This window comes from Pseudomonas sp. ok272 (assembly GCF_900109995.1).
In the GTDB taxonomy this organism is placed as follows: domain Bacteria; phylum Pseudomonadota; class Gammaproteobacteria; order Pseudomonadales; family Pseudomonadaceae; genus Aquipseudomonas.
In genome coordinates this window covers 234,094-246,304 of sequence record NZ_FOCB01000002.1, presented here as the reverse complement: position 1 = coordinate 246,304, position 12,211 = coordinate 234,094, and the positions used below count along the sequence as shown (strand labels likewise).

Sequence of the window (12,211 nt, the reverse complement as noted above, 5' to 3'; positions counted from 1 at the left end):
CAGTTGTGCCGATGAATATCCCTAATCTGATTACCGTACTACGCGTCCTGCTCATCCCGATCTTCATTTTGCTGTTCTACCTGCCGTACCAATGGAGCTATATGGCTTCCGCCTCGGTCTTCGCGTTTGCTGCTGCGACGGACTGGCTCGATGGTTACCTGGCTCGCCGCTTGGAGCAAAGCACGCCCTTTGGTGCGTTTCTTGATCCTGTGGCGGACAAACTGATGGTCGCCGTGGCATTGGTGCTGTTGGTGCAGGAACATGGCAATTTGTGGCTGACGTTACCGGCAGCCGTGATTATTGGCCGTGAAATCGTCGTTTCTGCCCTGCGTGAGTGGATGGCCGAACTGGGCGCCCGTGCGCATGTCGCCGTCTCCAACCTGGGCAAATGGAAAACCGCAGCGCAGATGCTGGCGTTGGTGATCCTGCTGGCCAATCCTTCGGACTTCAGCTTCTGGGTTCTGGTGGGCTACGCCTTGTTGTTGGTGTCTGCCGGTCTGACCTTGTGGTCGATGGTGCAGTACCTGCGTGCCGCGTGGCCGCATCTGCAAACCGATGTAGAAAAGAAATAAAACTTTTTTGAATCAAGGGGTTGACGCGTATTCGAATTTCTATAGAATACGCCACACCAAGACGCGGGAATAGCTCAGTTGGTAGAGCACGACCTTGCCAAGGTCGGGGTCGCGAGTTCGAGTCTCGTTTCCCGCTCCAAAACAAAGATCGACAGGGTTCAATTGAAATCTGTAGGTCATAGAAAAAAGACGCTTCGGCGTCTTTTTTCGTTCCTGTGGAAAAGCACTGAGTACCTGTAACTTTACGTCGTTGCTACGCCAAGACGTAGAAGCCGCAATCACGCAGGTGCCGCGCTACCAGCCTTTCACGCCGCTCATGTCCGGTAACTTGTGCGCAATGCCTTTGTGGCAATCAATGCAAGTCGCTTCCCCATTCGCCAATGACGTTGAATGCATCGTGGCCGCGCGTTTGCCCTGGCGGGTAAAGTCCATGAACTCAAAGTTGTGGCAGTTACGGCATTCGCGTGAATCATTGGCCTTGAGCCTGGACCACTCGTGTTCGGCCAGTTCACGGCGCAGGGAGAGGAACTTGTCGCGGGTGTCGATGGTGCCGAACATCTTGCCCCAGACCTCTTTCGACGCCTGCATCTTGCGCGCGATCTTGTGTGTCCATTCATGGGGGACATGACAGTCCGGGCAACTGGCGCGAACGCCTGAGCGGTTGGTGTAGTGAATGGTGTCTTTGAGTTCGACGTAGACGTTATCGCGCATCTCGTGGCAGGAGATGCAGAACTTCTCGGTGTTTGTCAGCTCCAGCGCCGTGTTAAAACCACCCCAGAAAACAATCCCGGCGATGAAACCGCCCAGGGTCAGAAAGCCCAGGCTGAAATACACGCTGGGCCGACAGAGGATGCCCCAATAGTCCTTCAGCAACGCGAACAATCCTTTCATGGCGCACTCCTCAAGGTTTCTGCGCAGCGTTGGCGTCGTCTTGCAGGATTTTGTCGATGGTCTCGAAATTGTTGCCCACTAACGGGGCTACGTCTTTCTGGGGCACATGACACTGATTGCAGAAATAGCGTCGTGGTGCAACGGCAGCCAGTGCCTGGCCGTCGCGGTCCATGTAGTGGGTGATGCTGATCATTGTCGCCTGGGTGCGCGCACTGTTGGCCCGGCTGTGGCAGGACAGGCACTTGTTGCCGTATTTGTCGATCTGGTAGCCACGAATGCTGTGCGGAATCGTCGGCGGCTGGTCGGGGTAGTTGCGTTCGCGTTTCAGGTCCTTGTTTTCGTCGCTGGCAATGGGGGGCGCAGGCTGGTCCTGGGTCAGGATGCCACCGGGGCGACGGCCGTTCGGGGCCGGCGCATCCAGCGGGTAGCTGACCTCGGCGGCGACCGCGGTGCCCAGCATTGCCAGCAGGACCAGAGGCAGGATTGGAAAGGTCATGGCGGTTCTCCTCAAGCCACGCTGATTAACTCGATGCGGATGGCGCATTTCTTGTAGTCGGTCTGCTTGGAGATCGGGTCCGTGGCATCGAGCGTGACCTTGTTGATCAGCTTGTTGGCATCGAAGAACGGCACGAACACCAGGCCGCGTGGTGGCTTGTTGCGTCCGCGGGTTTCGATGCGTACTCGAATCTCGCCGCGCCGGCTGATCAGTTTGACCTCGCTACCACGGCGTGCATTCATGGCCTTGGCATCGTCCGGGTGCATATACACCAGGGCATCCGGCACCGCTTTGTACAACTCCTCCACCCGTTGGGTCATGGTGCCCGTATGCCAGTGTTCAAGCACCCGGCCGGTGCTGAGCCAGAACGGATAGTCGGCATCTGGTACTTCCGCTGGTGGCTCGTACGGCAGGGCGAAGATGATCGCCTTCTTGTCCGGGTAACCGTAAAACTGCACTTCGCTGCCTTTCTCCACGTAGGGGTCGAGCCCTTCGCGGTAACGCCAGCGGGTTTCCTTGCCATCGACCACCGGCCACCGCAGGCCGCGTTCGCTGTGGTAGCGGTCGAAGGCAGCCAGGTCGTGGGCGTGGCCGCGGCCGAACTGGGCGTACTCTTCGAACAAGCCTTTTTGTACATAGAATCCAAACGCCTTGGATTCGTCGTTCTTGTAGCCGGCCTCAATTTGCTCGACGGGAAACTGGTCGACCTGACCATTCTTGAACAACACCTCGAACAGGGTCTTGCCTTTGTTTTGCGGTGTCTTGGCCAGCAGTTCGGCGGGCCAGCACTCGTCGGTGGTAAATCGCTTGGAAAACTCCATCAACTGCCACAGGTCCGATTTGGCATCGCCCGGCGCACTCACCAATTGATGCCAGAACTGGGTACGACGCTCGGCATTGCCAAAGGCCCCTTCCTTTTCGACCCACATGGCGGCGGGCAGGATCAAGTCGGCGGCTTGGGCAGACACGGTGGGGTAGACGTCCGAGACGATCACGAAGTTTTCCGGATTGCGCCAGCCGGGCAGCACTTCCTGCATGATGTTCGGGCCGGCGTGCATGTTGTTGCTGGCTTGGGTCCAGTAGACGTTGAGCACGCCATCTTTGAGCATGCGGCTTTGTTGCACTGCATGGAAACCGACTTTCTCCTGGATAGTGCCCGCGGGCAGCTTCCAGATTTTCTCCGCCGTGGCGCGGTGCTTGGGATTGGTCACGACCATGTCGGCGGGCAGGCGGTGGGAGAAGGTTCCGACTTCACGCGCGGTGCCGCAGGCCGATGGTTGGCCGGTCAGCGAGAATGGGCTGTTGCCCGGCTCGCTGATCTTGCCAGTGAGCAAGTGGATGTTGTAAATCAAATTGTTGGCCCATACCCCCCGGGTGTGCTGGTTGAAGCCCATGGTCCAGAACGAGACGATCTTGCGTTTGGGGTCGGCATAGAGTTCGGCCAGGCTCTTGAGATGCTGCGCCGAGACGCCGCTCTCCTTGGCCGTTCGCTCCAGGGTGTAGGGTTTTACAAACTCGGCGAATTGCTGGAAGGAGATGTCGGTCCAGGTGTTGGCCTTGTCGGCATTCTTCGCCTGTTTCTCCCGCGGATCGTCCGGCCGCAAGCCATAGCCGATATCGTCGGCGCCCTTGGCAAAGCGCGTGTGCTTGCTGACGAAGTCCTGGTTCACCGCGCCGCTTTCAATGATGTGGTTGGCGATGTAATTGAGAATCAGCAGATCGGTCTGCGGCTTGAACACCATCGGAATGTCGGCCAGCTCGAAACTGCGGTGCTCGAAGGTGGACAGTACCGCGACTTTTACATGGGGCTGGCTCAGGCGCCGGTCGGTGACCCGACTCCAGAGCACGGGGTGCATCTCGGCCATGTTCGAGCCCCAGAGCACAAAGGCGTCGGTGGCTTCGATATCGTCATAGCAGCCCATTGGCTCATCCGCACCAAAGGTACGCATGAAGCCCATGACCGCCGAGGCCATGCAATGACGGGCATTCGGGTCGATGTTATTGCTGCGAAAGCCGGCCTTCATCAGCTTGTTGGCGGCATAGCCTTCCCACACCGTCCATTGCCCGGAACCGAACATTGCGATCGATTCGGGGCCTTTGTTCTTCAGGGCCTGCTTGTACTTTGCCTCCATGATGTCGAAGGCTTTTTCCCAACTGATGGGCTGGAACTCGCCCTGTTTGTCGTACTCACCGTTCTTCATGCGTAGCAGTGGCTGGGTCAGGCGGTCGACGCCGTACATGATCTTGGAAAGAAAATAACCCTTCACACAGTTCAGCCCGCGATTGACCTCGGCCTTGACGTCGCCATGGGTGGCAACCACCCGGTTGTCCCGGGTCGCGACCATCACGCTGCAGCCGGTGCCGCAGAAACGGCAGGGCGCCTTGTTCCAGTCCAGGGTGACCATGTCGGCTTCGGTAATCAGGTTGCTGGCAGACGTGGCAATCGGCAGGCCTGCGGCGGCGGCCGCGATGGCCGCAGCCTGGGCCTTGACGAATTCTCGGCGGGTCATGCTCATTGGGTGTCTCCTGCAGGGTCGAGGAGTTCGTGATAGATCAACGCAGCGTTCAGTACGCCCGGCAAATTGCTTATTTGCTCGATACGTTGAAGGATCTGATCTTCGTGGCGGGCCTCAAGGACCACCACCAGTTTGCCGACGGTACTTTCGTGGTGCAGCTCCAAGTTATCCAATAAGCGCAAGTTGGCTTTGACGGCGTCGAATAGTTCAGGTCGGGCAAGTACTACCAGGCTGGCAATATGCAGGGTTTCGTCCATGCGTTGACTCCGAATAGCGCTGAAAGAGGACTATCAGTTAGAGAGTTCCAGGCGGGCCGTAGAGCATTTGCAGGAACCAGACCATAAACCCGTAGCCGCCAACGATGGCAACGGATAGCAAGGGAAACAGACAGACCACGAGAAATACGAATAGCCGGGTTTCCTTGCGCCGCTGGATTTTTTTTTCGTCAACTAATGTCACAGCAATCACTCCGGGCTGATTGGAGCTGAGACTAGAGCACGCTGCGTAAAGCGTTTTTTATCTAGATAATTTGGCGATCAACGGTAACAACAGCAGTCATCCAGGTGTTATTGGGTTTAATAAGTAAGGTTGTTACATCGTTGGGTAATAATTGAATGCTGCTGCGTATGATTGTTGTTTACTAGTTATTGCTAACTGCGGCCTCGGATTACAACGTGTGGTGACAACAACGCGCGGCTAAAGAGCCGCGTTTTTTTGTTATCCGCTAGAACAACTTGAGAACGTTGATGTACACGCGTGGCGCCTTGCCAATATCCCAATAGCTGTAGTCTTGGGTTGGCACGACGAAGTCTTGGATCGGCACAGTGAATGGTTAATCGCCTCCTCGTTGCCCCTAGCGTTCAACGGCGTGATGTCCACCACTGCTAAGACCGCTAGCGAGGGTGTTCTTCATTGCGTGCGATCACGTTGTCTGCCTGCTCGTGGTGAGCAGGTTTTTTTCGACTCATTCCGTCATGGCCGCCGCTGGAGCGCGGCGAAGCTGGGCAGAGCGGTTTGATCGTCGGTTTTAAAAAAGGGGGCGCTTGAGCTGACTAGAATGTAAGGCTCAGTCACCCCTTTGGAGAATCACGATGATCAGCAAAAACACCCTTTGCCTCTGGTTCGACGGCACCGCGCTGGACGCGGCCACCTTCTACGCCAAGACATTCCCTGACAGCGCCGTGAAGGCTGTTCATCACGCGCCCGGCGACTACCCGGCGGGCAAGCTGGGCGATGTCTTGACGGTCGAGTTCACGGTCTTGGGCCTCCCTTGCCTTGGATTGAACGGCGGGCCGATGTTCAAGCACAGCGAAGCGTTCTCCTTCCAGGTGGCGACCGACGATCAGGCCGAGACGGATCGCCTGTGGCACGCGATTGTCAGTAACGGCGGCCAGGAGAGTGCGTGCGGCTGGTGCAAGGACAAGTGGGGGCTGTCGTGGCAGATCACCCCGCGTGTCTTGACGGCCGCCATCACCGATCCTGATCGAGCCGCGGCCAAGCGTGCGTTCGACGCCATGATGGACATGACCAAGATCGATATCGCGACCATCGAAGCGGCGCTGAACGCTAAATAATGCGCGCCAGACGAGTTGTACGAGCCGTTGAAAGCGCACTTCACCGACGTCGAGATCTCGGACCTGACATTGGCAGCGGCCTTGATGAATGCTTTCAACCGCCTGGCGGTGGGCATGAAGCTTTAAACCAAGGCTGTTGGCGCGGGCGCCGTGTCGGGCGATATGCTGAATTCGTCATCGCCTCGGGCTAAAGCGATCAAGCCGTGGACCCGGGAATGGGCCAGTCTGACCGGTCTGTTCAAGGAGATGACCATGATCCGACTGTCCCTGATCGAAGCCCGCGAGTTGGCCGAATCGATCCTGTTGCACAACGGCTTCAACGCCGCCCACGCCCAGGCAGTGACTGCCACGGTGATTGCCGGCGAGCGCGATGGCTGTGCGTCCCACGGCTTGTACCGGATCCTGGGCTGCGTGAATTCGCTGCGCGCCGGCAAGGTGTCGGCCGATGCGCAGCCCAAGGTGATCGACCAGGCGCCGTCGATTGTGCGGGTCGATGCCGCGGGCGGCTTCTCGCAACTGGCGTTCCAGGCCGGGTTGCCGGTGCTGGAACAGAAGGCCCGGACCAATGGGATTGCCGCGCTGGCGATCAATCATTGCGTGCACTTTTCCGCGTTGTGGGTGGAGATCGAGCAACTGACCGCCGCCGGCCTGGTGGCGCTGGCCTGTACCCCGAGCCATGCCTGGGTGGCGCCTGCCGGCGGACGCGTGCCGGTGTTCGGCACCAACCCGATTGCGTTTGGCTGGCCGCGTGCGGGCAACGATCCGTTTGTCTTCGACTTCGCCACCAGCGCCATTGCCCGGGGCGACATCGAGTTGCATCGACGTGCGGGCAAGGCGATTCCCGAGGGCTGGGGCGTGGATGCCCACGGGCAGCCGAGCACCGATGCCAACGTGGTGCTCGACAGCGGGGCGATGCTGACCTTTGGCGGGCACAAGGGCTCGGCGCTGGCGGCCATGGTCGAGTTGATCGCCGGCCCCTTGATCGGCGATCTGACCAGTGCCGAGTCACTGGCTTACGACGCGGGCAGCAAGTCGTCGCCTTACCATGGCGAGTTGATCATTGCCCTTGATCCACGACGTTTCTTGGGGGATGCCACCGAACAGCACCTGGCGCGGGCCGAAAGCATGTTCCAGGGGATCGAGGGGCAGGGCGCACGCTTGCCGTCGCAGCGGCGCTATGCTGCGCGGGCGCGCAGTGCGGTGGAGGGGGTACAGATACCCGAGGCTTTGTACCACGACCTCAAGGCCTTGCTCGCCTGATAGACGCTGACCATCTTTGTGGGAGCGAGACCGGCTTGCCGGCGAAGAGGCCGGCACATCCAGCCTCTTGGCATGCTGATCCACCGCTTTCGCGAGCAAGCCCACCCACCCTGGTCCACGGCGAACACACATCCGGGGAGCAGCTCAATTCCTTGTAGGAGCGAGGCTTGCCCTAATGCCAGTCAGTTAAGCGAAACCCGCGTGGGAGCGAGCCTGCTCGCGATAGCAGTAGGTCAGTCAACGGAGATGTTGGCTGTGTTGCCGTCTTCGCGAGCAGGCTCGCTCCCACAGGTTTGGCGCCTTAACTGACTGGCATTAAGGCTTGCCCGCGAAGGCGGTAAGCCTGACGACATCGATGTTGAATGGGTTGGCCGGTTCGCGGGCAAGCCTCGTTCCTACGGGCTCAACCCAGAGTCCTACTCGCGATGGCGGTGACGAGCGGCATGACTAAGACAGTTGCTCCCACAGGAATCAGCGCCGTACACGAATATTGTGTTCACTGAAGTGAAGGTCAAGGGTGGGAGTGGGCTTGCTCACGAAGAGGCTGGTACAGCCAGCCTCTTGGCATGCTGATCCACCGCTTTCGCGAGCAAGCCCGCTCCCACAGGAATCAGATCCCCTGTGGCCGGCGGTTGTTTAGTGAGTCATGCGGCCATCCACCAACCGCGCAATCCCCAGCGGGTTGGCATTCTTCAACGCGTCGGGCAACAGCGCGTCAGGGCAGTTCTGGTAGCACACCGGGCGCAGGAAACGCTCGATGGCCAGGCTACCAACCGAGGTGCCCCGCGCATCGGAGGTCGCAGGGTAGGGGCCGCCATGGACCATCGCATCACAGACTTCGACGCCGGTCGGGTAGCCGTTGAACAGCACCCGGCCAACCTTCTGTTCCAGCAGCACCAGCAGGTCGCTGTGTGCCTGCAGGTCCTGCGCCTCGCCGATCAGCGTTGCGGTGAGCTGGCCGTGGAGGCTGTTGAGCACGCGCTGCAACTCAGCCTTATCGGCCACTTCGACGATGACGGTGGCTGGGCCGAACACTTCCTCTTGCAGCAGCGGATCCCCCTTGAGCAGCACGCTGGCAGCCGCCTTGAACACCTGCGGCTGAGCCTGGTTGCCGTGTTGAGTCTGGCCCGCGAGGCGAGTCACGTGAGGGTGATCGAGCAAGGCCGACACGCCGCGTTCGTAGCTGCGCAGTGTTCCGACATTGAGCATGGTTTGCGCTGGCTGCTCGCTCATCAACGTGGCGAGCAGCGCAGTGAAGGCCGTGAACTCGGGTGAGTGAATCCCGATCACCAGCCCCGGATTGGTACAGAACTGGCCACACCCTTGCACCACCGATGCGACCAGCTCGCGGGCGATGTGTTCACCGCGCACGCGCAGCGCTTCGGGGAGGACCAGTACCGGGTTGATGCTGCTCATCTCGGCGAACACCGGAATCGGTTGCGGCCGTGCAGCGGCCATGTCGCACAGGGCGCGACCGCCTTTGAGCGAGCCGGTGAAGCCCACCGCCTGAATCGCCGGGTGCTTGACCAGCGCCTCGCCGACGCCCGCACCGTAGATCATGTTGAACACACCCTTGGGCATGTCGGTCTGCTCGGCGGCGCGAAGGATCGCATCGGCCACGAATGCGGCGGTTGCCATGTGGCCGCTGTGGGCCTTGAACACCACCGGGCACCCGGCGGCCAATGCGGCGGCGGTGTCACCACCGGCGGTGGAGAAGGCCAGCGGGAAGTTGCTGGCGCCAAACACCGCGACCGGACCGACACCGATCCGGTACTGGCGCAGGTCGACCCGAGGCAGCGGCTGACGCTCGGGCAAGGCGTGGTCGATACGCGCAGCATAAAAGTCGCCACGGCGCAGCACCTGGGCAAACAGGCGCATCTGGCCGCTGGTGCGTGCGCGTTCACCCTGGATACGCGCGCCGGGCAGGGCAGTTTCCCGGGTGACCAGGGCGACGAAGTCTGCGCCCAAGGCATCCAGTTGCGCGGCAATGGCTTCCAGGAACTCGGCCCGGCGCGTGGCCGGCAGGTTGCGAAAGGTCGGGTAAGCGGCGGCGGCGGCATGGGCGGCGGCATCCACTTCCTCTGGAGTGGCCTGGATGAAGGCGTAGGGCAGGGCTTCACCGGTCGTGGCGTCGTGGCTGTGCAGGGTGACACTGCCGGTAGCGCTACGGGCGCCGCCGATGTAGTTGTGGCCGAGGATATCGGGCATGAAAGGGCTCCGGTTGTAAGCAGGGTGAAATCGGACCCTGTGGCAGCGAGACCGGCTTGCCGGCGATGAGGCCATCAGGTTTGACTGATAGGCCGCCATCGCCGGCAAGCCGGTCTCGCTCCCACAGAGAGGCAATCACTCAGAGACCGACGTCCGGCAACTGCGGACGGTTGGCCAGGGCCTTGGCCATGATGCGTTCGACGAACTCGCGATCCGCGTGCGGCAGGGCCAGGCGCGGTGGACGGGTCAGCGCGCTGCCGCGACCGGCGATGGCTTCACACAGCTTGATGCACTGCACCAGGTCGGCGCGGGCATCAAGGTGCAGGATCGGCATCAGCCATTCGTAGATCGGCATGGCCTCGGCGAAACGCCCGGCCTTGGCGAGGCGGAAGATGGTCTCGCCTTCTTTCGGGAACACGTTGGACATGCCTGAGACCCAGCCTTCGGCGCCGACGGCGATGCTCTCCAGCACCACGTCATCGAGGCCGGCGAACAGCACGAAGCGGTCGCCGACTTCGTTGCGCACGTCGATGAAGCGGCGGGTGTCACCCGAAGAATCCTTGAAGCACACCACGTTGTCGCAGTCGGCCAGGGAGATCAGGATGTCCGGGGTCACGTCGTTCTTATAGATCGGCGGGTTGTTGTAGACCATCAGCGGCACGTCGGCGTTCTTGGCCACGTAGCGGTAGTGCTCGGCGGTCTCGAATGGCTTGGAGCCGTAGACCAGCGCCGGCATCAGCATCACGCCATCGACACCGACCCTGCGCACGGCGTTGGCGACCTTGGCCGCCTGCACGCTGGTGAACTCGGCCACACCGCAGATCACCGGCACCCGGCCCCGGGACGCGTCGACCGCGACTTCGGTGACGGCGATTTTTTCTTCAGCGCTCAGCGAGGTGTTTTCCCCCACCGAGCCACACACCACCAGGCCCGAGACGCCATCGCGAATCACGTTGGAAATCACCTGGTGGGTTTTTTCCAGGTTGATCGAGAAGTCATCGTTGAATTGAGTGGTGACGGCGGGGAACACGCCACTCCAGTTAATGCGCTTGCTCATGTTGTTGCCTCCGGTTCGTTAATTGTATTTCGTATACGATATTTTAAATGCCAGTAATCGACTAGTGCTTTTTTCCGGCAAAACGCTGGTTTTACGACCGCCTGTCAGGGGAATCAGTGATTGGGGCCTGTTCGCGGACAGCCTCGCTCCTATACGAATCAACCTTTCGCGAGCAGGCTCGCTCCCACACCGGGTCTGTGGTGTACACACCACCCATGGTCAACACCGGCCAATGGAGCGAGACCGGCTTGCCGGCGAAGATGCCGCGCGCTACTTCACCGACTTGAGAAACGCCGCCGTCTCGGCATGCACCGGGTTGCCGATGACCTGGTCTGGCGAGCCGATCTCATGCACCAGGCCGTTGCGAAAGAACGCCACGCGGTCGGAGACATCGCGGGCGAAGCGGATTTCGTGGGTCACCAGGACCATGGTCATGCCGTCTTCGGCGAGCATGCGCATGGTGTCCAACACCTCGCCCACGAGCTGGGGGTCCAGCGCCGAGGTGGCTTCGTCGAACAGCATGTAGTCTGGCGACATGGCCAGGGCGCGGGCGATGGCCATGCGTTGCTGCTGGCCGCCCGAGAGCTTGCCGGGGAAGGTCTTGAGCTTGTCGCCCAGGCCCACGTGGGTCAGTTGCCGCACCGCCAGTTCCTCGGCCTCTTGCTTGCTTTTACCCAGCACCTTGCGCGGGGCGAGCATCACGTTCTCCAGCACCGTGAGGTGGGGGAAGGCGTTCCACTGCTGGAACACAATGCCGATGCGCTGGCGCAGGCGATTGAGGTTGGTGGCGCTGTTGTGCACCTCAATCCCATCGATGCGAATGCTGCCCTTTTGGATCGGCTCCAGGCCGTTGATGCACATCAACAGCGTCGACTTGCCGGAGCCGGAGCCGCCGATGATCGACACCACCTCGCCCTTGCTCACCGTCAGGCTGACGCCCTTGACCACTTCCAGGTCGCCGAAGGATTTATGTACGTTGTCGATCTCAATCATTTTCTTGCCACCTTCTTTCCAGGCGAGCACCGAGGCGGGCAACCACCAGGCTCATGACGTAATAAATGAGGCCTGCGATGCACAGCACCAGCAGCGGTTCTTGAATACGCGTGACGATGGTTTGCGAGGCGCGCAGCAGCTCGACGATGCCGATCCACATCACCAGGGCGGTGTCCTTCATCACGCTGAGCACCAGGTTCAGCCAGCCGGGGAATGCCACGCGGGACGCCATCGGCAGGACGATCCAGCGCAGGTCCTGCAAGTAACTCAACCCCAGGGAGCGGCTGGCCCGGCGCACGGTCAGCGGCACCGAGAGCACGCCGCTGCGCACGATCTCGGTGAAGTACGCGGCGGCGTACACCCCCAGCACGATGCAACCGACGCTGAAGGCCGAGATGTTCAGGCCGACGATGCTTTTGAGCGAGTTGAACAGTACGAACTGGATCAACAGCGGCACGCTGCGAAACACATCCAGCACCCACGCCAGCGGCAGGCTGACCCGTGGCAGCAGGGCGCGCAGCAAGCCGAACAACAGCCCGGCGACGGAGCCGAGCATGATCGACCAGAACGTCAGTTGCAGGGTGACCCAGGCGCCTTCGAGGAGGAACAGCAGGTCGTTCCAGGAAAAACTGGTGGAAAACATG

At 60.6% G+C, this 12,211-nt stretch carries 12 protein-coding genes, 1 tRNA gene and 1 pseudogene; 5 read left to right on the top strand and 9 right to left on the bottom strand.

Going from position 1 to position 12,211, the window contains the following annotated elements:
• Nucleotides 1–11: 11 nt before the first annotated feature.
• Entirely contained in the window at nt 12–572 is a 561-nt protein-coding gene (pgsA, locus tag BMW74_RS03985) for a CDP-diacylglycerol--glycerol-3-phosphate 3-phosphatidyltransferase (protein ID WP_093413966.1), read from the top strand.
• A 63-nt stretch (nt 573–635) separates the two neighbouring features.
• A tRNA-Gly gene (locus tag BMW74_RS03980) sits at nt 636–711 on the top strand.
• A gap of 155 nt (nt 712–866) precedes the next feature.
• Here BMW74_RS03980 and BMW74_RS03975 read toward each other — a convergent pair.
• From BMW74_RS03975 to napE, 5 genes are read right to left on the bottom strand one after another with little or no spacing between them, the layout of a single operon-like run.
• Entirely contained in the window at nt 867–1,463 is a 597-nt protein-coding gene (locus tag BMW74_RS03975; RefSeq protein WP_093413963.1) for a cytochrome c3 family protein, read from the bottom strand.
• Between the two features lie 10 nt (nt 1,464–1,473).
• Nucleotides 1,474–1,959 (bottom strand): nitrate reductase cytochrome c-type subunit, encoded by a 486-nt coding sequence (locus BMW74_RS03970; RefSeq protein WP_093413960.1) that lies wholly within the window; start codon nt 1,957–1,959, stop codon nt 1,474–1,476.
• An 11-nt stretch (nt 1,960–1,970) separates the two neighbouring features.
• Complete coding sequence (gene napA / locus BMW74_RS03965) at nt 1,971–4,475, bottom strand: nitrate reductase catalytic subunit NapA (RefSeq protein ID WP_093413957.1); 2,505 nt, start codon at nt 4,473–4,475, stop codon at nt 1,971–1,973.
• Nucleotides 4,472–4,732, bottom strand: a complete 261-nt coding sequence (locus BMW74_RS03960) for a chaperone NapD (RefSeq protein ID WP_093413954.1) — start codon at nt 4,730–4,732, stop codon at nt 4,472–4,474. The genes napA and BMW74_RS03960 overlap by 4 nt, the downstream gene beginning before the upstream one ends.
• A gap of 37 nt (nt 4,733–4,769) precedes the next feature.
• On the bottom strand, nt 4,770–4,934 hold the full coding sequence (gene napE / locus BMW74_RS03955) for a periplasmic nitrate reductase, NapE protein (protein WP_093413951.1): 165 nt from the start codon (nt 4,932–4,934) through the stop codon (nt 4,770–4,772).
• Nucleotides 4,935–5,566: 632 nt separating this feature from the next.
• On the opposite strand from napE, the gene BMW74_RS03950 reads away from it, so the two are divergent.
• The 3 genes and pseudogenes from BMW74_RS03950 (at nt 5,567) to BMW74_RS03940 (ending at nt 7,309) form a co-directional block, all read left to right on the top strand.
• Complete coding sequence (locus BMW74_RS03950; protein WP_093413949.1) at nt 5,567–6,049, top strand: VOC family protein; 483 nt, start codon at nt 5,567–5,569, stop codon at nt 6,047–6,049.
• 3 nt (nt 6,050–6,052) lie between these two features.
• A pseudogene (locus BMW74_RS25655) lies at nt 6,053–6,175 on the top strand (carboxymuconolactone decarboxylase family protein); the annotation flags it as partial.
• A 126-nt stretch (nt 6,176–6,301) separates the two neighbouring features.
• A complete protein-coding gene (locus BMW74_RS03940; RefSeq protein WP_093413947.1) occupies nt 6,302–7,309 on the top strand; it encodes an Ldh family oxidoreductase in 1,008 nt (335 codons plus the stop codon).
• Nucleotides 7,310–7,945: 636 nt separating this feature from the next.
• On the opposite strand, the gene BMW74_RS03935 is transcribed toward BMW74_RS03940, so the two are convergent.
• From BMW74_RS03935 to BMW74_RS03920, 4 genes are all read right to left on the bottom strand, one after another.
• A complete protein-coding gene (locus tag BMW74_RS03935; RefSeq protein ID WP_093413945.1) occupies nt 7,946–9,517 on the bottom strand; it encodes an aldehyde dehydrogenase (NADP(+)) in 1,572 nt (523 codons plus the stop codon).
• 139 nt (nt 9,518–9,656) lie between these two features.
• Entirely contained in the window at nt 9,657–10,574 is a 918-nt protein-coding gene (locus tag BMW74_RS03930) for a dihydrodipicolinate synthase family protein (protein ID WP_093413943.1), read from the bottom strand.
• Between the two features lie 270 nt (nt 10,575–10,844).
• A complete protein-coding gene (locus tag BMW74_RS03925; protein ID WP_093413941.1) occupies nt 10,845–11,567 on the bottom strand; it encodes an amino acid ABC transporter ATP-binding protein in 723 nt (240 codons plus the stop codon).
• On the bottom strand, nt 11,560–12,210 hold the full coding sequence (locus BMW74_RS03920) for an amino acid ABC transporter permease (protein WP_093413939.1): 651 nt from the start codon (nt 12,208–12,210) through the stop codon (nt 11,560–11,562). Before BMW74_RS03920 ends, BMW74_RS03925 begins: the two co-directional genes overlap by 8 nt.
• Nucleotide 12,211: the final 1 nt, after the last annotated feature.